This window comes from Mycobacterium sp. Root135, assembly GCF_001426545.1.
GTDB lineage: Bacteria > Actinomycetota > Actinomycetes > Mycobacteriales > Mycobacteriaceae > Mycobacterium.
The window spans coordinates 160,302-182,542 of the sequence record NZ_LMEZ01000006.1 but is presented as its reverse complement, the minus strand read 5'-3'; the positions used below and the strand labels follow the sequence as shown (position 1 = coordinate 182,542).

The following is a 22,241-nucleotide window of genomic DNA, read 5'->3' as shown; positions in this document are numbered from 1 at the left end:
CGTCCGACATGCGCCTCCGATCTGCCGCGTGGCCGGGGCCGGTTCCCCTTACCCTTCGGGGGTGACGATCCACGACCTGCGTGTCCTCATCGCCCCCGACTGCTACGGCGACAGTCTCACCGCCGTCGAAGCCGCCGAGGCCATTGCCACCGGCTGGCGTCTCGGCAGGCCGGGGGATCGGTTGACGCTCGCGCCGCAGTCCGACGGCGGCCCCGGCTTCGTCGACGTGCTGGCCAACCGCTTTGGCGGCCTCCGGTCAGCGCAGGTCAGCGGGCCACTGTCCGCCGAGGTCACCGCGGAGTGGGTCTTCGACGCCGACTCGGCGACCGCCTATGTCGAATGCGCCCAGGCCTGCGGTTTGGCCATCCTCGGCGGACCGCCGACCGTGCAGACCGCCGTCGACGCGCACAGCCGCGGCGTCGGCCAACTCGTCGACGCCGCTCTGGTGGCAGGTGCATCCCGCATCGTGGTCGGATTGGGCGGCAGCGCCTGCACCGACGGCGGACGCGGCCTCGTCGATGCCCTCGGCGGGATCGAAGTCGCCGTGGCGCGGCTGGCCGGGGTGGACCTGATCGCCGCCACCGACGTCGAACATCCCCTGCTCGGGCCGAGGGGCGCGGCCCACGTGTTCGGACCGCAGAAGGGCGCCGACCCCGCGACCGTCGACCTGCTCGAAGACCGGATGACCGCATGGGCCGACACCCTCGAGGCGGGCACGGGCCGCACCGTCCGCGACGAACCTGGTGCGGGCGCGGCAGGCGGCCTCGGAGCGGCGCTGATGGCGCTGGGCGCCCGCCGAGAGTCGGGTGCCGCCGTCATCGCCGAGCACACCGACCTCGACGGCGACGTGGCGGCCGCCGACGTAATCGTCACCGGCGAAGGCCGATTCGACGACCAGTCGCTGCACGGCAAGGTGGTCAGCGCGCTGGCCGCGGGAGCCCGGCACGCCCCCGTCCTGGTGTTGGCCGGCCAGGTCACCCTCGACGAAACCGCCCTCGCCGGGGCGGGCATCGCCGCCGCCCACTCGATCAGCGACTACGCCGGATCGGTCCAGCTCGCGATGGACGACGCCGCGCGGCAGCTCACGGGACTCGCTGAGCAGACGTCGTCACGCTGGGCCGCCGCCACGAGTCGGGAATAGCGCGCAGGCAAGGTACCGTTGAGATATCCGACGCATGACAATGCCCAGGGAGTAGGAATGACTGTTCAGGACGAGTCGACCACGACTACCACCGCCGCTCACGGCGCCATCCTCACCGACGCTGCCTCGGCAAAGGCCAAGTCGCTGCTGGACCAGGAAGGCCGCGACGACCTGAAGCTCCGCATCGCGGTTCAGCCTGGCGGCTGTGCAGGTCTCCGCTACGAGCTCGCATTCGACGACCGGTCGCTCGACGGCGACCTGAACGTCGACTTCAGCGGTGTCACGCTGACCGTCGACCGGATGAGCGCTCCGTACCTCATGGGTGCGACCATCGACTTCGTCGACAGCATCGAGAAGACCGGCTTCACGATCGACAACCCCAACGCCGGCGGATCCTGCGCCTGCGGCGACTCCTTCAACTGAGTCCCTGCCGCGCAATTCCGGCTGGTTAGAACTGGCCGGAATTGCGGGGCAGATACGAGCACACCAGGATGTTCTGATCCTGGAGTAGCAGTTGAGCGATGCCTTGACGTTCGACTTCGCCCTGGTTGCGACCGGCCGGGGTTGCCCGCATCGTGAAGAGCACCTGCGACTGAGTGGGTGACCAGGTGACGATCTTGTCGATCGACGACACCTTCACCTCGTCGTACTGACGGCGGAAGGCATCGCTGGTCAGATTGGCGAGCGTCATGTCCGATCGACGATCGGTGACCGCGTCGAAGAACCCGCACGAATTGTTGCGGGCCACGGTCTCGTCGTCACCCTTGGCCAGCGCGTCCAAATACCCCTGAATGGCCGTCGCCGCCGAAGCGTCGGTCACCCTGACCTCGTCACCACCGCTGCGCTCGGCGATCACCACCGCCGCGACCACGGCAGCCACCAACGCGACGACCGACAGCCCGATCAGCGCGACGCGCCGTCCCCGCCGGGGCGACGGATAGTCGACCGGCGGCGGCAACGTGCCTGGATACGCCGCCGGCACCGGTCCCGGGTACGGCTGGGGGCCGGGCGGCCGCATGCCGGCGGGCGGAAACGGCTGATGCGGCAGCGATTCCGGGTACGGGGACTCGGGGTACGGGATTGGACCAGCCATGACGTTGTTAGGCTAGCGCACCGACCTGCTAGTTAGTCTTAGGTAGACGGCTTAACCAAATGAAGGGCATAGCTTCGTGACGATTGTGGTGACCGGATCCATTGCGACCGACCATCTGATGAAGTTCCCCGGCAAGTTCTCCGAACAGCTGCTGGCCGACCACTTGCAAAAGGTGTCGCTGAGCTTCCTGGTCGACGACCTCGTCCTGCACCGCGGCGGAGTCGCAGGCAACATGGCCTTCGCCATCGGCGTCCTCGGCGGTGACGTCGCGCTCGTCGGCGCGGCGGGCAAGGACTTCGACGAATACCGGACCTGGCTCGACGAGCACGGGGTGGACTGCTCCAACGTCCTGATCTCCGAAAGCGCCTACACCGCGCGGTTCGTCTGCACCACCGACGAGGACATGGCCCAGATCGCGTCGTTCTACCCGGGTGCGATGTCGGAATCCCGCAACATCAAGCTCGCCGACGTCGCGAAGAAGGCCGGCGAGATCGACCTCGTCATCGTCGGCGCCAACGATCCCGAGGCGATGTTCCTGCACACCGAGGAGTGCCGCGCGCTCGGACTGGCCTTCGCGGCCGATCCGTCGCAGCAGCTGGCCCGCCTGTCGGGTGAGGAGATCCGCAAGCTCATCGACGGCGCGACCTACCTGTTCACCAACGACTACGAGTGGGATCTGCTGCTGCAGAAGTCAGGCTGGAGCGAGGCCGAGGTGATGAACCAGATCGGACTGCGCGTGACCACGCTCGGCCCGAAGGGCGTCGACCTGGTGTCCGGTGGCAGTTCAGGCGGCACCACCATTCACGTCGACGTCGTCCCCGAGACCCACCAGGCCGACCCGACCGGCATCGGCGACGCGTTCCGCGCAGGCTTCCTGACCGGACGCGCCGCCGGACTGAGCCTCGAGCGGTCCGCGCAGCTGGCCTCACTCGTCGCCGTGCTGGTGCTCGAGGCGACCGGCCCGCAGGAGTGGACGTGGGACCGCGACGCCGCGATCGAGCGACTGTCGGCGGCCTACGGCCCCGAAGCCGGCCAGGAGATCGGCGCGACGCTGGCCTGACGGCCTACAGCTGAACCGGATACGTCGGTTCGGCGATCTGAGGCACCACGCTGCGCTCGACGAAGATCGCGTGCCACAGCATGAAGATCAGCACCGTCCACAGTCGGCGGCTGTGATCGGCCGCGCCGGTCCGGTGTTCGTCGAGCATCCTGGCCACCGCGGGCTTGTCGACCAAGCCGTCCGTCTGGGACGACGCGAGCGTCGCGTGCGCCCAGTCGAGCAGTTCGCCCGACCGTAGCCAGTGCCGAATGGGCACCGGGAAGCCAAGTTTCGCGCGGTTGAGCACATGGGCAGGCACGATCGGTTCGAGCGCGCGACGCAGGGCGTACTTCGTGGTGGTCCTGGTGATCTTCTGGTCGAAAGGCAGCCGGGACGCCACCTCGAACACCTCGGGGTCCAGGAACGGCACCCGCAGCTCCAGCGAGTTCGCCATCGTCATCTTGTCGGCCTTGACCAGGATGTCGCCGCGCAACCACGTGAACAGGTCGACGTACTGCATCCGCGCCACCGGGTCCCAACCCTCGGACTCGGCGTACAGGGGAGCAGTCACGTCTGTGTGCGTCCACTCCGGTCGGAAGCCCGGCAGCACCGCACGCAGTTGCGCGTCGGAGAAGCTCCTGGCATTGCCGTAATACCGTTCCTCGAGCGTCAGCGACCCGCGGTGCAGCAGACTCTTGCCGCGCATGCCGTCGGGCAACGGCCGCGACGCCTTGCCCAGGCTGCGGCGCAGCCGGCCGGGGACGTAGTCGAAGGCCTTGAGCGACAACGGTTCCCGATAGATCGTGTAACCGCCGAACAACTCGTCGGCACCCTCGCCGGACAACACCACCTTGACGTGCTTGCGCGCCTCGCGGGCGATGAAGAACAACGGCACCAAGGCCGGATCGGCCACCGGCTCGTCCAGATACCAGACGATCTCGGGCAGCGCGGCCACGAACTCGGCCTGGCTGACCACCTTGGCCACGTGCCGGGCGCCGATCGCCTCGGCGGAGGCCACCGCGACGTCGATCTCGGAGAAGCCCTCACGTTCGAAGCCCGTGGTGAACGTGATCAAGCGGGGGTTGTGGCGCATCGCCAGCGCCGCGATGGCCGTCGAGTCGATGCCACCGGAGAGGAACGCGCCCACCGTGACGTCGGCGCGCATGTGCTTGGCGACCGAATCCTCGAGCACCGCGGTGATCTCGTCGTACCTGCTCTTCTCGGCACCCGCGACGAACGGCACCGCCGAGAACCGCGGCACGAAGTAACGCGTCACCGCCGGGGCCTGACCCGGGCGGATCCTGGCGTAGCTGCCCGACTCCAGCCGCCGCACGCCGCGGTGCAACGTCTCGGGTTCCGGCACGTACTGCAGAACGGTGTAGTGCTGCACGGCGCGCTCGTCGACGCCGAGGTCGACACCCGCCACCGACGCGAGGTCGAGGAGCGACTTCTTCTCGCTGCCGACGATCGTGCCTGCGGTGCCGGTGGCCATGAACATCGGCTTGATGCCGAACGGGTCGCGCGCACAGAACAACTCTTCGTCCACCGAGTCCCACAGCGCGAAGGCGAACATGCCGCGCAGCCGGTTCAACGCCTCGGTGCCCCAGTGGTGATACGCGGCAAGGATCGCCTCGCCGTCACCGTCGGTGGCGAACTCGGCGCCATGTTCGGAGCGCAGTACCTCTCGCAATTCCAGGTAGTTGTAAATCTCCCCGTTGAAGACCAGCTTGTAGCGGCCCGGCTGCTCGGGTGGACCCCAACTCAGCGGCTGATGGCTGTGGGCGATGTCGATGATCGACAGCCGGTTGAAGCCCAGCACCACGGTGGGGTCGGCGTCGTCGTCCGCCCAGGTGCCCGGCTCGTCCGGCCCGCGGTGACGCATGAGGTGAGTGGCCCCGGACACCGCGTCCACCAGCCCGGCGGACGACTCTGCGGACGGGTTACGTAAATAGGCCAGCAGTCCGCACATCGCGCCAGTATGCCGAATCGCCAGGGGTCACGGAACCGACACCCCGGTCGCTTCGCTCCAGGCCTGGGGCGTGGTCTACGCTGCGTAGTATTCGCCTGGTTTCACCCACTTCTAGGAGGCACCGACGTGACCGCACGCGGGTTCCGGATGGTGGCGTTGTCGGTTGTTCTCGGTGGGACATCGCTCCTGCTCAGCGGCTGCAGCTGGTCTGAGGCTCTCGGCCTCGGCTGGCCCAACGGCATCACCCCCGAGGCCAAGCTCAACCGGGAGCTGTGGATCGCCTGCGTCATCGCAGCGCTGGTCGTCGGCGCCATCGTCTACGTCATGTTGTTCTGGACGAGCGTCTTCCATCGCAAGAAGAAGACCGACACCGACATGCCCCGGCAGTTCGGCTACAACATGCCGCTGGAACTGGTGCTGACCGTCGTGCCGTTCCTCATCATCTCGGTGCTCTTCTACTTCACCGTCGTGGTGCAGGAGAAGATGCTGCACAAGGACCCCAACCCCGAGGTGGTCATCGACGTCACGGCCTTCCAGTGGAACTGGAAGTTCGGATACCAGAAGATCGCGTTCAAGGACGGCACGCTGAGCTACGACGGCACCGACGCCGAACGCAAGGCCGCCATGGTGTCCAAGCCCGAAGGCGTCGACGAACACGGCGAAGAACTCGTCGGCCCGATCAAGGGACTCAATCCCGAGGATCGCACGTACCTGAACTTCGACAAGGTCGAGACGACGGGCACCAGCAACGAGATCCCGATCCTGGTGCTGCCCAAGGGCAAGCGCGTCGAATTCCAGATCGCGTCCGCAGACGTCATCCACGGCTTCTGGGTGCCCGAGTTCCTCTTCAAGCGCGACGTGATGCCGGATCCCAAGGCCAACAACTCCGACAACGTCTTCCAGGTCAGCGAGATCCAGGAGACCGGAGCATTCGTCGGGCGCTGCACCGAGATGTGCGGCACGTACCACTCGATGATGAACTTCGAAGTGCGGGTCGTGGAGCCCAACGTGTTCAAGGCGTACCTCCAGTACCGCATCGACCATCCCAACGGAACCAACGCCGACGCGCTCGGAGCGGTGGGTCTGCCCGAGTTGGCAGTCACGACGCACCCGTTCGAATCGCGGCGCGGCGAGCAGGTTCCGATGGCGAGCAAGTAGGGACGACGACTCATGCACATCGAAGCGAGACTGTTCGAGTTCCTCACCGCGTTCTTCGCGGTCTGTGCGATCGGCTACGGCACGCTCACCGGGATCTACGCCCTCGGCGGCATCGAGTGGGCAGGCACCACGGCGCTGGTCTTGACCACCGGCCTGTCGCTGATCACCGGCACGTTCTTCCGATTCGTCGCCCGGCGCCTCGACACGCGCCCCGAGGACTACGAAGACGCCGAGATCTCCGACGGCGCAGGGGAGTTGGGCTTCTACAGCCCCAGCAGCTGGTGGCCCCTTCTCATCGCGCTTTCGGCGTCGGTGACCGCCGTGGCGATCGCGATGTGGTTGCCGTGGATGATCTTCGCCGGTATATGCATGGTGCTGGCAACGGCCGCCGGTCTGGTGTTCGAGTACTACACCGGACCCGAGAAGCACTGATCCCGTACGGCCGAAGGTCACGATAAAGGCCTCACTTGACCGACGGGACGTGCCTCGGAAGCCTTCGGCCCGTCACGTTCGGTAAGGTTGCCGAGGCACGACCACCAGTCACGACCCCGACGTTGACGTCGCGCCGACCGGGCAGTCGAAAAGGACAGGCGTAGATGAGCGGGCCGAATCCCCCAGAGTCGGATTCTCCAGGATCGAAGTCACTGGGGCCGAACGAACCGGCTCGGGACGCACCCAAGACGGGTGAAACGGAGATCTACTCGCGGGCGTACTCCGCCCCCGAATCCGAGCAATTCACCAGCGCACCGTACGTCCCACCGGACTCCGCGCTGTACGACTACGACTCCTACGATCCGAACTCCGACGACGACGCCACCCCGCCGCGCTGGCCCTGGGTGGTCGGCGTGGTCGCGATCGTCGCCGCGATCTCCCTGGTCGTGTCGGTAGCCGTCCTGGTCACCCGCACGGACAGCGAGACGCTCGCCACCCCGGGAACCAGCACGACGACGTCGGTGCCGCCGGTCCAGGACGAGATCACGACGACGACACCGCCGCCTCCGCCGCCCCCGCCCACCAGCGAGGAGCCGCCACCGCCACCCCCGGAGACGATCACCGTCACCCAGGAGCCTCCGCCGCCGCCCCCACCGCCTGCCGTCGAAGCGCCGCCCCCGGCGCCACCGGCGGAGACGGGACCGCCGCCTGCGACGTCGGCCGCTCCGGCAGGACCGCGGTTCATCACGTACTCCGTGACGGGGACCAAGGCACCGCTGGACCGCATCTCGGTGACCTACACCGACGCGTCCGGCAGGCAGCGCACCCAGCAGAACGTGTACATCCCGTGGTCGCTCACCGTCACGCCGATCTCGATGTCGGAGTTCGGCTCGGTGCAGGCGTCGAGCCTGCTGCGACTGAGCAAGTTGAACTGTCAGATCACTACTAGCGACGGGCAAACCATCGCCTCACAGCAGAACAACGACTGGCAGACGAGCTGCTGATGACCGTTGACATCGAGAATGGTGCGGTGGGGTCCTCTGACTCGCGTTCTCGCCCCGGGACACCCGATCGAACCGACCGCATTCTGGTCGTCCTCGCCATCGCCCTGTGGCTGACCGCCCTGGGAGCCGGGGTGGCGGCCGTCGTCGCACTCGTCGACCTGGCCAACGCGCACACGACCGGTGCGGAGAAGTCCGACACCCCATGGCTGCTGTACACGGTGATCGGCGTGTCCGCCTTGGTGATCATCGGGGCGATCCCGCTGCTGCTGAAGGCGAGGCAGTCCGCGGTCGCGAGTGCCCCGGCCCGTTCCCAGTCGCCGGACGACGGTGCGAGGTCGGGCGGCACGCCGTCGGTGGCACAACGGCTACAGCCGTTCGGTGCGCCGGTGTTGCGTCGGTACTCGACGCCGCCTGCCGGCCACCGGGTCGGTTTCCCGACTGCGGCGGTCGAGCAGATCTGGCTGCGCTGCACCGCCAGCATTGCGGCCGCGATGGGCGCTGCCGCAACGGGAATCGGGGTGGCCACCTACCTGATGGCTTCCGGTCACGAGACCGCGTCGTGGATCGTGTACGCCGTCGCCGGTGTCATCACCCTCGGCATGGTCGCAGCGCCGCTGACGTTCCTTCGCCAGTTGCACGGCGTCCTCGAGTCGGCCAGCTAGCCCGACCGCCGCGTGCACCGGCCCGCCGGGCCCATAGTTCACCGAGTGTGTGGGCTCTGGATGATAAGTGCGGGTGGCGACGTCCACTAGCCACACAGTCGACGACTGACGTCGGGGTGGGGGAGTGGGGCCAGGCCGGGCCCACCGGCTGACTGCGACGTGCGGGCGACGGTGTCCGCAAGCCATACAATCGGCAACGAATGTGGTTGTCCCACAGACGAACAACGCCCCCGACCTTCGTCGGGGGCGTTGTTCGTTCGTGTCTAGCAGACCGTCAGTGATCTCCGTTGGAGCTGTGGCCGTTGGAGCCGTGACCATTCGAGCCGTTGCCGTTGCCGTTGGTGTGCTGCCGCTGCTTGAGGGCGGTGATGGCGCGGTGTTCGGCGGCGTGGGCGGCGTCGACCAGGGCGGTCTGTTCGCCTTCGGGGTCCGGGAACAGGAAGTTGCCCGTGCCCGGTGCGCCGGCGGAGCCCAGCTTGTTCATCCGCTTGGGCAGTGGTGCGCCCTGGTACTCCAGCGGGATGGGGTGGCCGTGGTCGTCGACCGGTCCCAGTGGCTGGTGCAGTTCGACGTACGCGCCGTGCGGCAGCCGCTTGAGGATGCCGGTCTCGATGCCGTGCTCCAACACGGCGCGGTCGCTGCGCTGCAGGCTGATCGCCCACCGGATCCACGTGGTCGCATTCAGGGACACATGGAACTTCAGCGCGATGATGTCGTTCATGCAGGCGAAGGTCAGCACGATGTACAGAGCGATGGCCATCGCGCCGATGGCGGTGCGGACCGGTGCGTCGCGGGGGCGCTGCAGCAGGTTGTGGTGCGCGGTGTCCTTGGAGAACCGCTTCTCCAGGAACGGGTAGATGATCAGCAGCATGAAGACCAGGCCCATGATGAGGGCGACTGCGACCGCAGCGGGCACGGTGTGCCCGAACGGGTAGAGCTCCCACGCCGGCCACATGCGGGCCAGGCCGTCGGTCCACATCATGTAGAAGTCGGGCTGTGAACCCGCCGAGATCTGCGACGGCTTGTAGGGGCCGAGCTGCCAGATGGGGTTGATCTGGAGGAGGCCGCCCATGAGGCCGAGGATGCCGACGGTCATGGCGAAGAATGCGCCCGACTTCACCGCGAACACCGGCATGACGCGGACGCCGACGACGTTGTGTTCGGTGCGGCCGGGGCCGGGGAACTGGGTGTGCTTTTGGAACCAGACCATCGCCAGGTGCACCCCGATCAGCGCCAGGATGATGCCCGGGATGAGCAGGATGTGCAGGGCGTAGAGCCGGGGGATGATGATGCTGCCGGGGAAGTCTCCACCGAAGCCCACACGATGAGTTCTAGGGGATGATGCCCGGGATGAGCAGGATGTGCAGGGCGTAGAGCCGGGGGATGATGATGCTGCCGGGGAAGTCTCCACCGAAGAGCGCCCAGTGCAGCCAGGTGCCGATCAGCGGCATGCCCAGGGTGATCGAGGAGAACGCCGCGCGAAGGCCGGTGCCCGAGAGCAGGTCGTCGGGCAGGGAGTAGCCGAAGTAGCCCTCGAACATGGCCAGGATCAGCAGCAGCGACCCGATCACCCAGTTCGCCTCGCGGGGGCGGCGGAACGCGCCGGTGAAGAACACCCGGGCGAGGTGGACCATGATCGATGCGGCGAACAGCAGTGCGGCCCAGTGGTGGACCTGGCGGACGAACAGTCCGCCGCGCACTTCGAAGGAGATGTCCAACGCGGTTTCATACGCGCGGGACATCTGAATGCCGTTGAGCGGCTGGTAGACCCCGTGGTAGGTGACTTCGGCCATCGAGGGGTCGAAGAACAGGGTCAGGTACACGCCGGTGAGCAGCAGCACGATGAAGCTGTACAGCGCGATCTCTCCGAGGAGGAACGACCAGTGCGTCGGGAACACCTTGTTGAGCTGGCGGCGTACCGCCGCCGACGGGTGATACCGCGAATCGATCGCATCACCCTGATGGGCGGCNCAGTGCGTCGGGAACACCTTGTTGAGCTGGCGGCGTACCGCCGCCGACGGGTGATACCGCGAATCGATCGCATCACCCTGATGGGCGGCCAATTCAGCTAATTTAGGACTCATGAGGTCCGCTCCCAGAATGCCGGTCCGACGGGTTCGATGAAGTCACCGTTTGCCACCAGGTAGCCATCCTTGTCGATGGTCACCGGAAGTTGTGCCAATGCCCGCGCGGCCGGACCGAAGATCGGCTTGGCGAAGTGCAACGCGTCGAACTGCGACTGGTGGCACGGGCAGAGAATGCGATACGTCTGCTGTTCGTACAGCGACGACGGGCAGCCGAGGTGCGAGCAGACCTTGGTGAAGGCGAACAGGTCACCGAAGTTGAAGCTCTCCTGGCCCCGACGCTTGACCACCCGCGAGATGTCCTCGGGCCGGATGCGGATCAGCATCACCGGGTTGCGCACGCCCATCGCGATCTCGTTGAGCAGTTCGTGGGACTCGTAGGTGGAGCCGTCTCCGTCGGAGGCCCGCCACGGGAAGACCGTCTCCATGCCGCCGGCGTCGATGTCCTCCGGGCGCATCTTGACGAACGGGGAGCTGCCCGGCTGGCCGGTGGCGCGCGCCAGGAAGATGGTCTCGCCCGTGAAGCGCGGGGTCCAGCCCGACGTCCACAGCACGGCCTTCTTGCCCTCGGCCGTCGGGACGACCGGCTTCCACGGGTTCTTGATGATGCCGCCGATGAAGGCGACCGCGGTGCCAAGGCCGAAGGCGCCGAGCCCGATGCCGAGCGACAGGCCAATCAGCTTGCGGCGCTTGAGGGTCGAGGTCTCCAAGGCGTCGGTCAGGTTGGCCGCCGTCGCCCTGCGCTCGAGCTCGGGGGACCGGCCGTCGTGGCGGTCCTGGATCGAGATCTCCTCGGGGATGAACTTCTTCTGGAAGAGCACCGCGCCGATCCCGATCGCCAGGATCGAGAGGCCGAACGTCAGACCGTAGAGCGGGGTGGCCAGGCTGTAGACGAATTCACCCGCCGAACCGTAGGGCTGGTACTCCCACGGCCAGAACAAGAAGACCAGCAGCAGCGCCAGTCCGAGCACGCCACCGAACAGCAGCCAGTAGGCCACCGTGCGTTCGGCGCGCTTCTCGGCCTTGGTGCCCTCGATGGGCCAGCGGGCCTCCTTGAAGACCGTCTCGACGCCGTCGATGCGACCGCCAAGCGCGACGAGTTCCTCGCGGGTCATGGCCGCCAGCTCGGCGTCGGTGGGCTGATTGGTGACGGTGGCGCGCTCGGAGGTGTCGGTGCCCTCCACCTCTGCGCGGGTGCCGTTGCCGTCGTTCACGTTGTCGGTCATGCGCGCGATCCCACCCACATAGCGGCGCCGATGACGGCGACCATCCCGATGATCCAAGCCGCCATGCCTTCTGGCGCGGGGCCGAAGCCGCCGAGGCCGTAGCCGCCCGGATCGGGCGTCTCGGTGGCCTGGCGAACGTAGGCGACGATGTCGTGCTTTTCCTCCGGGCTGAGTTGGCGGTCGGAGAACTTGGGCATGTTCTGGGGGCCGGTCAGCATCGCGGTGTAGATCTGGGCCGGAGTGGCCTCGTCCAGCGGCGGTGCGTACTTGCCGGAGGACAGCGCGCCGCCCTTGCCGGTGAAGTTGTGGCACGACGCGCAGTTCAGTCGGAACAGGTCGCCACCGCGGGCGACGTCGTTGCCGAGCAGGTCGGCGTCCGCCACGGCGCCGTTGGCGTCGCGGGGGGTGACGGGTCCGCCGCCGTTGGCCTGCACGTACGCGCCGAGGGCGTCGATCTGGTGCTGGTCGAAGATCGGGTCCTTGCGGGGGGCCTGGGCCTCACCGCGCATCGCGGGCATGCGGCCGGTGCCGACCTGGAAGTAGACCGCCGCGTCGCCGGTGCCGATGAGGCTGGGGCCGCGGTCGGGCACGCCCTGAAGGTTCGCGCCGTGGCACGTCACGCAGGAGGTCTCGAAGAGCTGCTTACCCGTGCGCAGAAGCGCGAGGCTGGACTCGTCGGCGACCGCGACCTGCGGCTTGGGCGTCAGGGTGGCCGCAATGCCACCCGCGACGAGAAGTCCGGTCAGAAGCAGCAGTGCTCCTGACACGCGTCGGCGCAACCGACGGCGAGACTTGTTGGTCATCGATCCCCTTCTCATCGGCTGTTCTGGTGACTGATCGTCGGAAACGCTCATCGCCCGCCCTTATCGCACAAAGTAGATGACGGCGAACAGTGCGATCCAGACGATGTCGACGAAGTGCCAGTAATACGACACCACGATCGCGGCGGTGGCCTGCGCCGGCGTGAACTTGCTCATCCGTGTGCGGGCCAGCAGGAACAGGAAGGCGACGAGACCACCGATCACGTGCAGGCCGTGGAAGCCGGTGGCGAGGTAGAACACCGAGCCGTAGGCGCTGCCGGGGATCGTCGTCCCGTGCTCGACCAGGTGGATGTACTCGTAGCCCTGGCCGCCGACGAAGAACGCGCCCATCACGAACGTCAGCAGGTACCACCGCCGGAGGCCGAATACGTCGCCGCGTTCGGCGGCGAACACGCCCATCTGGCAGGTGAACGACGATGCGATCAGCACCAACGTCACCGGCACGGCGAGGAACAGGTTCAACTCGGTCGGGGCGGGCGGCCAGTCACCGCCGGCTTGCGCCCGCGCGGTGAAATACATCGCGAACAGACCAGCAAAGAACATCAATTCGCTGGAAAGCCACACGATGGTGCCGACACTTACCATGTTGGGACGGTTCAGCGAATGCACGCGAGCAGTGATCGCGGTTCCCGAGGTCCCTACAGCACTCGTCACGTCAAGAAGTATGACGCTTTGTAGTTGTCGAACTCCACCCGGGGCACGACATTCGTAATAATCAGTTGGTGACATCTGAGAATTCCCAGACCTGGCCGCAGGTTCTCGGCCGCTTGACCACCCGACGCGCACTCGCAGTTGGGCAGGCCGGGTGGGCCATGGACCAAATCATGACCGGTGTGGCGACCCCGGCTCAGATCGCCGGGTTCGCGATCTCGATGAAGATGAAGGGACCGACGTCGGCGGAGGTGAAGGAACTCGCCGACACCATGTTGAAGCACGCCCACCGGGTGCCGACCGACGTCATCGGTACGGCCGCGGTGGACGTGGTCGGCACCGGCGGTGACGGCGCCAACACCGTCAACCTGTCGACGATGGCCTCCATCGTGGTGGCGGCGAGCGGCGTCCCCGTCGTCAAGCACGGAAACCGGGCGGCCTCGTCGCTGTCCGGGGGAGCCGACACCCTCGAAGCGCTCGGCGTGCGGCTCGACTTGAGTCCCGAGGACGTGGCGCGCTGCGTCGCCGAGGTCGGCATCGGTTTCGCGTTCGCCCCGCAATTCCACCCGTCCTACCGGCACGCCTCGACGGTGCGCCGCGAGATCGGCGTTCCCACCGTCTTCAATCTGCTTGGACCGCTGACCAATCCGGCGTCACCGCGGGCCGGACTGATCGGATGCGCCTGGGGTGACCTCGCCGAGGTGATGGCAGGCGTGTTCGCGACGCGAGGTTCGAGCGTTTTGGTGGTGCACGGCGACGACGGTCTCGACGAGCTCACCACGACGACGACGAGCACCATCTGGCGCGTACAGGCCGGCACCATCGAACGCCTGATCTTCGACCCGGCGGCCTTCGGCTTCGCACGCGCCGAGCTGAGCGAGCTGACCGGAGGCGACGCCGAGGCCAACGCCGCCTCGGTTCACGAGGTGTTCGGCGGCGCAACCGGTGCCGTGCGCGACGCGGTGATCCTCAACGCCGCGGGTGCGATGGTGGCCCACGCCGGGCTATCCAGCGACGCCAAATGGGTGCCGGCGTGGGAGATCGGCCTGGAGCGCGCCGCCAAGGCGATCGACTCGGGGGCGGCCGAGCAACTGCTCGCGCGTTGGGCGCGGTTCACCCAGGAGCTCTGACCCGTCGGTTTGGGCGGCGGCCAGCCGTGCGGAGCGGGCCGCCGCCGCCCACGCCGCGTGCCTGCCCGCCGCCGTGAACGGGGTGGCGTAACCGCTCCCGTCGGCGCTCTCGGCCCGGACGATGCGCACCCCCGGCTCGACGAGCCAGCGCGCGATCAGCCCTGCCTCCTCGACGAGTGCGCCGCCCAGCGGTGCCGGCTCCCGCAGGATTGACTGCGCGGCGGCGCCGATGGCGTCGACGACCGGCATCGGCGGGACTCCGCGGCGAGCGGTGCCCGCCGCGGCGAGCTGACCGTTCCTGACGATCGCGAGGTGCCAGCCTCCCGCGCCGTCCGGTTTGGCGGCGACAAGCTCGTCGACCGCGACGAGGGCGCCGAGGCGTTGGCCGCGCCACACGGTGTCGATCGCGGTGGCGGTGTGGTCGCGCATGCGCGCCGCGGTCTCGTACTTGCCGCACTCGGCGAGCGTTCGGATGTGGGCCAGCGCCCCGCGCAGCGCCGAGTCGTCCGCGCCGGAGATGAGGTTGGCGGCCTTCGCGGGGCCCGCGGCGTACTCGACGGGACCGACGTCGCGGCCGGCCGGGCACGGCGACAGCTCCACCTCGGGGCAGGACGGCCCGTGGAGCGACGAACGGGCCAGCCGGGTGGTGCAGGTCCGCACGCCCGTGAAGCGGGCGAGCAGCGCGGCGGTCTCGACGGCGTCGGCGCGGGCCCGGAACGGGCCGATCGCCCGGTCGTGCTTGGGCGCCCGGACGACCGAGAACCTCGGGAAGGCCTCGTCGGTGAGTACCACCCACCACCACCGGTGCGGAAACTTGGAGCGACGGTTGTACGGCGGAGCGTGCGCGGCGAGCAGCCTGAGCTCCCGGACGCCTGCCTCCAGCTCGTGGGCGCACTCGACGTGGTCGACCCGCGTCGTCAGCGACGCCATTTCCTTCATCCGGGTGCGCGGGTCGCTGCCGTTGAAGTACTGCCCGACCCGCCGCCGCAGGTCCACCGCGGTGCCGACGTAGAGCACCTCGTCGGACGGGCCGCGGAAGAGGTACACCCCGGGGCTGCGCGGCAGCGCGGTGGCGAGATGTCGGTTGCGGCGCTGGGCGGGGCTGACGTCGGGCAGGTAGGAGCGGAGCTCACCGAACGTGTGGATGCCCTGGTTGCCGACGCGTTCGATGAGCGCGTGCAGCACGTCGACGGTGGCCCGCGCGTCGTCGAGGGCGCGGTGCGTTGGTCTGGTGCTGGCCCCGAACAGCTGGGCCAGCGCCGAGAGTCGGACGCTCGGGGCCTCGTCGCGGGTCAGCACCCGGCGGGCCAGCTTCACGGTGCACAGCACGGGCGGCCGCTTCCACGACAGCTGAAGGCGTTCTGCGGCGGCGCGCAGGAACCCGACGTCGAATCCCGCGTTGTGGGCGACGAGCACCGCGCCCTTCGAGAACTCGAGGAAGGCGGGCAGCACCGAATCGATGGTGGGGGCGTCGTACACCATGGCCGTGGTGATGCCGGTGAGCGCGACGATCTTCGGCGGGATGGACCGCCCGGGGTTCACCAGGGTGGCGAGTTCGCCGATCACCTCGCCGCCACGGACCTTCACCGCACCGATCTCGGTGATGGCGTCGTAGTTGCCGCCGAACTCGTCACCCTTGGCTCGGCTGCCGGTGGTCTCGAGGTCGACGATCACGAACGTCGTGTCGCGCAGGAACATGTCCGCCAAAGTGGCTGCATCGTCGCCGAACGCCGCGTCGACGTCGCCGAAGCTCAGCTGCTCCATGGCAGGGGACGGTAGGCGGCCCGACCGACATCTGCTCACATCCGTGTAATTCGCGTGTCCGGGGGTTTGTCGGTGCTCGTCGTTAGCGTGCGCTCATGACTCGAAGGAAGGTATGACGGCCATGACTCGACCAGAGGAGACTCGACACGAGGCGGGACCGGACCTGTCGGAAACATCGGGGTCCGACGCCGGGACCCTGCACATCGACTGCGACGACTGCGCCGTGCGCGGACACGGCTGCCAGGACTGCGTCATCAGTGTTTTATTGGGCGTTCCCGACACGTTGCTGGCCGACGAGCGCCAAGCGCTAGAAGTCCTCGCAGACGCCGGATTGGCGCCTCGGCTACGGTTGGTACCGATTCACCGGAGGCGCGCCGACGGGGTCGCCTAGCGGCCCTGGAAGTCGCGGGCAGCGAAAAATTCCCGCGACGCCTGTTAAATTTGCGTCCTCTGTTGGACAACCCCGATGCCGTTTCGTAACCTATCTGAGACCTAACGCAGTTCGAGCGGCGCTCTAACGGCAGTTGAAGGACGCGAAATCTTGAGGTTTAACGCTATGCACCGGAGTGCACGTGCTCTTCGGCGACCGATTGTTGGTGCAGTAGCTGGAGTGATGGTCTTCGGTGGGGTGCTTGCGGGAACTTCGCAGGCCGACCCCGCTGCTGATGCTCTGGCAAAGCTCAACGAGCTGTCGCGGCAGGCCGAGCAGACCACCGAGGCAATGCACAGCGCCGAGTTGGATCTCAACAACAAGCTTGCGGCACAACAGGTTGCCGATCAGAAGCATGCAGCGGACGCCGCCGCCGTCGACTCGTCGAAGGCGCAACTGGCAACCTTTCAGTCCTCCGTCGACAAGGTTGCCGCGGCCCAGTACATGGGCGGCCGCACCGACGGTCTCGACGCCATGCTGACGGCCAATTCGCCGCAGGGCCTCATCGACCAACTCGCCGTCCAGCGGGTGATGGCCACCGAGATGTCGGCCCAGATGACCAACTTCAAGAGCAGCAGCGTGTTGGCGACCAACGCCGAAGTGGAGTCCGCAAAGTCGGCCGCCGACGCCAAGACCGCTGCCGAGCAGGCCGCCGCAGTGCGCGCGGATCTGCAATCCAAGCAAAGCAAACTCCAAGTGCAGATGGCGATCGTCAAATCGCAGTACACCGCCCTGACGCCCGCCCAGCGGGACGCCCTGGCCGCGATCCCGCCGACGCCGCCCGTGCCCGCCGCGCCGGACGCGCCGCCGCCGCCGGACGTGCTCGCCTCCGCACCGGACGGCATCAATCCCGGTGACTTGGCTCCGCCAGAAGCCGCCCCCGCTGCGCCCGCCGAGGGCGAAGGCATGGTCGCCGTTCAGGCCGCGCTGACGCGCATCGGTTCGCCCTACTCGTGGGGCGCCGCTGGTCCGGGCGCCTTCGACTGCTCCGGTCTGGTCATGTGGGCCTTCGGTCAGGCGGGGGTCAACCTCCCGCACTCGAGCCAGGCGCTCGCCCAGGGCGGCCAGCCCGTGTCGATGGATCAGATGCAGCCCGGTGACCTCATCACCTACTACTCCGACGCCTCGCACGTCGGCATCTACATCGGCGACGGAATGATGGTGCACGCCTCGACGTACGGCACCCCCGTGCGGGTCGCCCCGATGGACAATGCGCCCATTCACAACGTCCGCCGCTACTAAGAAGCCGCTACTCGGCCTGCTTCTGCTCGTCGAGCTCGCCGTCGCGGTGGTGCTGGTGCTCCGTCCCGGGGGCGGCGCACCCGAAGCGCCAGCTGCACCCACCGCGACCCACGCGTCCCTCGACGTGCCGACGACGCCGTCGGACCCGCTGGTGCTGCGGGACGGCCGGACCGTCTCGCTGATGTCACTCGGCGGAGCCCAGACCGCCGATCTGGAGAGCCGGGTCTGGGGCGAACTCGACGGAGCCGCAGATGCGGTCACCTCGTTCTGGGGTGACCAATGGCCACGCAACATCGTCATCGTGCTGACCCGGACCGACGAAGAGTTCCGCGCCCTCGGCGTCCCCGATCCGGACATCGCCGCCGCAACCACCGCCCAGCGGATCGTCTTCGCGCCCGGCGCGAGCTCGATGAGCGACGCGTCGCTGCGAATCGTCCTGCGCCACGAGCTCTTTCACTACGCCTCGAGAAGCCGCACCGCCGCCGACGCGCCGCGCTGGCTCACCGAGGGGGTCGCCGACTTCGTCGGTCGTCCGCCGACGCCCAAGCCGGACCGCCGAGGCGCCGACGCGCTCGCGCACCTGCCGTCGGACGCCGACCTGGACACGGTCGGCGCCGTGCGGTCGCTGGCCTACGACAGGGCGTGGTGGTTCAGCCGATTCGTCGCCAGCCGCTACGGCGCCGACGCGCTGCGCAAGCTGTACGTCACCGCGTGCGAGCCGGGGCATCCCGACCAGGCCACCGCCATCAAGCAGGCCCTCGGCGCTGACCCGCCCCAGGTGGTCGCCGCGTGGCGCGCCTGGCTCGGCGGATAGCGGGTGGCCAACGTCCTGTTGGTGACCAACGACTTCCCGCCGCGGCGCGGAGGCATCCAGTCCTATCTCGAGAACCTGGTCACCGAACTCGTCGTCAGCGGTGAGCACACCATCACGGTCTACGCGCCGACGTGGAAGGGCGCCGACGACTACGACCGGCAGGCCGAGCGCGCTGACTCCCCGTTTCGGGTCGTCCGGCACCCGACGACGTTGATGATCCCTGAGCCGTCGGTGGCACGGCGGATGAGACGGCTCATCGGCGAACACGACGTCGAGACGGTGTGGTTCGGCGCCGCCGCACCCCTTGCTCTGCTGTCGCCGCTGGCGCGCCGCGCCGGAGCGACGCGGATCGTGGCGAGCACCCACGGGCACGAGGTGGGCTGGTCGATGCTTCCGGTCGCCCGAACGGCGTTGCGGCGCATCGGAAACGACGCCGACGTCGTCACGTTCATCAGTCAGTACACCCGCAACAGGTTCGCCGCGGCCTTCGGACCGCGCGCCGCGCTGGAGCGGCTGTCACCGGGCGTCGACGTCGACAGGTTCGAGCCCAACTCGGTGGCCAGGGCGCAGATGCGGGCCCGCTACGGGCTCGGCGACCGGCCGGTCGTGGTGTGCGTGTCTCGGCTGGTGCCACGCAAGGGTCAGGACATGCTGATCCGCGCATTGCCCGCGCTGCGCGAACGGGTGCCGGGGACGCGGTTGGTCATCGTCGGCGGCGGCCCCTACCTGGACGACCTCCGACGGTTGGCGCACTCCTTCGGCGTCGCCGAGGACGTGGTGTTCACCGAAGGCGTGCCCGCCGAGGAATTGCCCGCCCACCACGCGATGGCGGACGTCTTCGCGATGCCGTGCCGGACCCGGGGCGCGGGGCTCGACGTCGAAGGCCTCGGCATCGTGTACCTGGAGGCGTCGGCAATGGGCGTGCCGGTGGTCGCCGGCGATTCCGGGGGTGCGCCGGAGTCGGTGCTCGACGGCACGACCGGTCTGGTCGTCGACGGATGGGACGTCGGGTCGATCACCGCCGCCGTCGGAGACCTGCTGGCCGACCCCGACCGCGCCGCCGAGATGGGCAGGGCGGGCCGAGACTGGGTCGTCGACGAATGGCAGTGGCGCACCAAGGCGCAACGGCTCTCGCAACTACTCGCCGGTTAGTTTCCCGGCTTGGCGTAGAGGGCCTCGACGTCGGCCGCGAACTTCTCGGCGACCACCTTGCGCTTGACCTTCAACGTCGGCGTCAACTCGCCGGTGTCCTCGGTGAAGTCGACGGGCAGAATGCGGATCTTGCGAATCGACTCGGCGTGCGACACCGCCTGGTTGGCGTCCTTGACGGCCAGGTCGACCTCGGCGAGCAGGTCGGGATCCTCCGCCAAGTCGCCGACGGTGGCCGACGCGTCCTTGCCGTTGCGCTGCTTCCACCCGGGGAACGCCTCCGGGTCGATCGTGATCAACGCCGCGATGAACGGTTGGGCGTCGCCGACGACCATGGCCTGGCTGATCATGGGATGGGCACGCAGCCGATCCTCCAGCAGGGCCGGGGCGACGTTCTTGCCGCCCGCGGTCACGATGATCTCCTTCTTGCGACCGACGATGGTCAGGAAACCGTCGTCGTCGATCGCGCCGAGATCGCCGGTGTGGAACCAGCCGGCTGAGGTTCCATCGCTCCTCGCGTCCGCAGTGAACACGGCGTCGGTCTCCGACTGGTTTTGCCAGTACCCGCCGAACACAACCCCGCCACTGACGAGGAGCTCGTCGTCGTCGGCGAGGCGCATTGCGTTGCCGGGCAACAACTTTCCTACCGACCCGACCTTCACGTCGTCGACCCGGTTGACGGTGATCGCCGCACTGGTCTCGGTGAGGCCGTAGCCCTCGTAGATGGTGACGCCGACGCCGCGGTAGAAGTGTCCGAGCCGGGCGCCCAGCGGCGCGCCACCGGAGATCGCGGCACGGCAGTTGCCGCCGAGCGCGGCCCGCAGCTTGCCGTAGACCAGCCGGTCGAACAGGGCGTGCTTGAGGTTCAAAACCAAACCCGGACCTGCTAGTTTCTTCCCCGAGTCGCTTCGCTCCCGCCCGCTGGTCGCCTTGGCCTCGCTCCACGCGATCGCGGTGGCGGCGGCCGCGGCGAAGATCTTGTCCTTGCCGCCGTCGCGAGCATTCTGCTCGGCCGTGTTGTACACCTTCTCGAACACACGGGGCACCGACACCACGAGCGTCGGCTTGAAGACCCCGAGGATGGGCACCAGATTCTTGACGTCGCTGGTGAACCCGAGCGTGACCTTGTTGCTGAAGGCCGCAATGGTGATGGCGCGGGCCAGCACGTGCGCCAGCGGAAGGAACACCAGCAGCTTCTCGCCCCTGTCGAGGAGGGCGGGGAAACACGCTTTCGCACCGCGCATTTCGTGCAGCAGGTTGGAGTGCGTCAGCTCGCAGCCCTTGGGTCGGCCCGTGGTGCCCGAGGTGTAGACCAGCGTCGCGACGTCGGCCGACCTCACGGCCTCGAGCCGGGCCGTCACGGCCTCCGGGTCGGTGTCGGCGCCGATCCTGGCGAGCTCGTCGAGCGCGGCCGGACCCGTTCCGTCGACGCGGTACACGTGGCGCAGGGCGGGCAGTTCGGCCTTGAGCCGTTCGATCTTGTCGAAGTGTTCGTCGGTCTCGGCGAACGCCGCCACCGCGCCCGAGTCGGACAGCACGAACCGAATCTGGTCGACGGAGCTGGTTTCGTAGATCGGCACCGTCACCGCGCCGATCGACAGGATCGCGAAGTCGACGATCGGCCACTCGTAACGGGTCGCCGACAGGATCGCCACGCGGTCACCCGCCTGCACGCCCTCGGCGATCAACCCGCGTGCCGTCGAACGCACGCGGTCGGCGACCTGCGCGCACGTCACGTCGGTCCACGACCCGTCGACGAGACGCTGGATGACGACGTGGTCCGGGTCGTCGGCCGCATGGGAGAACACGGAGTCGGCAACGGTGTCGTGCTCGCCGACGGTGAACGATGCGGGGACGCTGAACTCGCGCACGATCTGGGCCCTTTCCGACGGGTTGGCCTGGGGTGGACGGATACTTGGACCCATACCCAGTGATGGCAGCCTAGTCGGCCGCCAACCGCCCGCGGCGGCTCGTGTGTGAAGGTGTGAGCGATGAACAGCATCCAGGTGGCGGACGAAACGTTCGTGTGCGCCGACCCGGCCGACGTCGGCGCGGCGATCGCGGACCCGGTGAGTTGGCGGCGATGGTGGCCCGATCTGCGGCTGACGGTGGTCGAGGACCGAGGTCCCGCGGGACACCGCTGGACCGTCACCGGGGCTCTGACCGGCACCATGGAAGTCTGGCTGGAGACGTCGTCCGACGGCGTGATCCTGCACTACTTCGTGCATGCCGAGCCGTCCGGAGTGGCGGCCTGGGAGCTGGCCAAGATGAACCTCGCGAAGGCCAATCATCAGCGTCGCGTGGCGGGCAAGCGAATGGCGTTCGAGGTCAAGCAGAAGCTCGAGGAGTCACGTGCAGTCGGAGTGTCCCGGCTCGCGTAGGTGGTTGATTGAGGACTCCAGACTGGGGTACGGGTACATTTCGGGTCGAAT

At 68.0% G+C, this 22,241-nt stretch carries 19 protein-coding genes and 2 pseudogenes; 13 read left to right on the top strand and 8 right to left on the bottom strand.

What is annotated here, in order from left to right:
* Positions 1-61: 61 nt before the first annotated feature.
* Together ASD37_RS17535 and ASD37_RS17530 are read left to right on the top strand one after the other, a co-directional pair.
* Entirely contained in the window at positions 62-1,141 is a 1,080-nt protein-coding gene (locus ASD37_RS17535; RefSeq protein ID WP_235568450.1) for a glycerate kinase, read from the top strand.
* A 57-nt stretch (positions 1,142-1,198) separates the two neighbouring features.
* On the top strand, positions 1,199-1,564 hold the full coding sequence (locus ASD37_RS17530; protein ID WP_056553940.1) for an iron-sulfur cluster assembly accessory protein: 366 nt from the start codon (positions 1,199-1,201) through the stop codon (positions 1,562-1,564).
* 25 nt (positions 1,565-1,589) lie between these two features.
* Here ASD37_RS17530 and ASD37_RS17525 read toward each other — a convergent pair whose 3' ends face one another.
* Entirely contained in the window at positions 1,590-2,234 is a 645-nt protein-coding gene (locus ASD37_RS17525; protein WP_056553937.1) for a hypothetical protein, read from the bottom strand.
* Positions 2,235-2,310: 76 nt separating this feature from the next.
* Between ASD37_RS17525 and ASD37_RS17520 the strand changes: the two genes are divergently transcribed.
* Complete coding sequence (locus tag ASD37_RS17520) at positions 2,311-3,294, top strand: carbohydrate kinase family protein (protein ID WP_056553935.1); 984 nt, start codon at positions 2,311-2,313, stop codon at positions 3,292-3,294.
* A 4-nt stretch (positions 3,295-3,298) separates the two neighbouring features.
* Here the strand turns inward: ASD37_RS17520 and asnB are convergent, their stop codons facing one another.
* Entirely contained in the window at positions 3,299-5,242 is a 1,944-nt protein-coding gene (asnB, locus tag ASD37_RS17515) for an asparagine synthase (glutamine-hydrolyzing) (RefSeq protein WP_056553933.1), read from the bottom strand.
* 147 nt (positions 5,243-5,389) lie between these two features.
* Between asnB and ASD37_RS17510 the strand changes: the two genes are divergently transcribed.
* From ASD37_RS17510 to ASD37_RS17495, 4 genes are all read left to right on the top strand, one after another.
* Entirely contained in the window at positions 5,390-6,400 is a 1,011-nt protein-coding gene (locus tag ASD37_RS17510) for a cytochrome c oxidase subunit II (RefSeq protein ID WP_235568482.1), read from the top strand.
* Between the two features lie 12 nt (positions 6,401-6,412).
* Complete coding sequence (locus ASD37_RS17505; RefSeq protein WP_056553927.1) at positions 6,413-6,832, top strand: cytochrome c oxidase subunit 4; 420 nt, start codon at positions 6,413-6,415, stop codon at positions 6,830-6,832.
* 164 nt (positions 6,833-6,996) lie between these two features.
* The gene (locus tag ASD37_RS17500; protein WP_056553926.1) at positions 6,997-7,836 is read left to right on the top strand and encodes an MmpS family transport accessory protein; all 840 of its coding nucleotides are present in this window, start codon (positions 6,997-6,999) and stop codon (positions 7,834-7,836) included.
* Positions 7,836-8,498 carry a DUF2561 family protein gene (locus ASD37_RS17495; RefSeq protein ID WP_056553922.1) on the top strand — a complete coding sequence of 221 codons (663 nt, stop codon included), beginning with the start codon at positions 7,836-7,838 and terminating at the stop codon, positions 8,496-8,498. The genes ASD37_RS17500 and ASD37_RS17495 overlap by 1 nt, the downstream gene beginning before the upstream one ends.
* 274 nt (positions 8,499-8,772) lie before the next feature.
* On the opposite strand, the pseudogene ASD37_RS17490 reads toward ASD37_RS17495, so the two are convergent.
* From ASD37_RS17490 to ASD37_RS17475, 4 genes and pseudogenes are all read right to left on the bottom strand, one after another.
* A pseudogene (locus ASD37_RS17490) lies at positions 8,773-10,468 on the bottom strand (cytochrome bc complex cytochrome b subunit); the annotation flags it as partial.
* A gap of 110 nt (positions 10,469-10,578) precedes the next feature.
* A complete protein-coding gene (locus tag ASD37_RS17485; RefSeq protein ID WP_056555335.1) occupies positions 10,579-11,808 on the bottom strand; it encodes a ubiquinol-cytochrome c reductase iron-sulfur subunit in 1,230 nt (409 codons plus the stop codon).
* Entirely contained in the window at positions 11,805-12,626 is an 822-nt protein-coding gene (locus tag ASD37_RS17480) for a c-type cytochrome (protein ID WP_200959937.1), read from the bottom strand. Before ASD37_RS17480 ends, ASD37_RS17485 begins: the two co-directional genes overlap by 4 nt.
* A gap of 45 nt (positions 12,627-12,671) precedes the next feature.
* Entirely contained in the window at positions 12,672-13,283 is a 612-nt protein-coding gene (locus tag ASD37_RS17475; RefSeq protein WP_056553916.1) for a heme-copper oxidase subunit III, read from the bottom strand.
* Positions 13,284-13,351: 68 nt separating this feature from the next.
* Between ASD37_RS17475 and trpD the strand changes: the two genes are divergently transcribed.
* Positions 13,352-14,410 (top strand): anthranilate phosphoribosyltransferase, encoded by a 1,059-nt coding sequence (gene trpD, locus ASD37_RS31010; protein ID WP_162253277.1) that lies wholly within the window; start codon positions 13,352-13,354, stop codon positions 14,408-14,410.
* Here trpD and ASD37_RS17460 read toward each other — a convergent pair.
* Positions 14,348-16,174: pseudogene (locus ASD37_RS17460) on the bottom strand (DEDD exonuclease domain-containing protein); the annotation flags it as partial. The gene trpD and the pseudogene ASD37_RS17460 overlap by 63 nt on opposite strands.
* Positions 16,175-16,295: 121 nt before the next feature.
* Between ASD37_RS17460 and ASD37_RS17455 the strand changes: the two are divergent.
* From ASD37_RS17455 to ASD37_RS17440, 4 genes are all read left to right on the top strand, one after another.
* Complete coding sequence (locus tag ASD37_RS17455) at positions 16,296-16,565, top strand: hypothetical protein (RefSeq protein WP_235568449.1); 270 nt, start codon at positions 16,296-16,298, stop codon at positions 16,563-16,565.
* A gap of 165 nt (positions 16,566-16,730) precedes the next feature.
* Positions 16,731-17,846, top strand: coding sequence for a peptidoglycan hydrolase RipC (ripC, locus tag ASD37_RS17450; protein WP_056553903.1), 1,116 nt, complete (start codon positions 16,731-16,733; stop codon positions 17,844-17,846).
* Positions 17,815-18,660: a peptidase gene (locus tag ASD37_RS17445; RefSeq protein ID WP_056553900.1), complete on the top strand. Its 846-nt coding sequence runs from the start codon at positions 17,815-17,817 to the stop codon at positions 18,658-18,660. The genes ripC and ASD37_RS17445 overlap by 32 nt, the downstream gene beginning before the upstream one ends.
* A 3-nt stretch (positions 18,661-18,663) precedes the next feature.
* Complete coding sequence (locus ASD37_RS17440; RefSeq protein ID WP_056553897.1) at positions 18,664-19,812, top strand: glycosyltransferase family 4 protein; 1,149 nt, start codon at positions 18,664-18,666, stop codon at positions 19,810-19,812.
* On the opposite strand, the gene ASD37_RS17435 is transcribed toward ASD37_RS17440, so the two are convergent.
* Positions 19,809-21,680, bottom strand: coding sequence for a long-chain fatty acid--CoA ligase (locus ASD37_RS17435; RefSeq protein ID WP_056553894.1), 1,872 nt, complete (start codon positions 21,678-21,680; stop codon positions 19,809-19,811). The genes ASD37_RS17440 and ASD37_RS17435 overlap by 4 nt on opposite strands.
* Positions 21,681-21,800: 120 nt before the next feature.
* On the opposite strand from ASD37_RS17435, the gene ASD37_RS17430 reads away from it, so the two are divergent.
* Positions 21,801-22,190, top strand: a complete 390-nt coding sequence (locus tag ASD37_RS17430; protein WP_056553892.1) for a polyketide cyclase / dehydrase and lipid transport — start codon at positions 21,801-21,803, stop codon at positions 22,188-22,190.
* Positions 22,191-22,241: the final 51 nt, after the last annotated feature.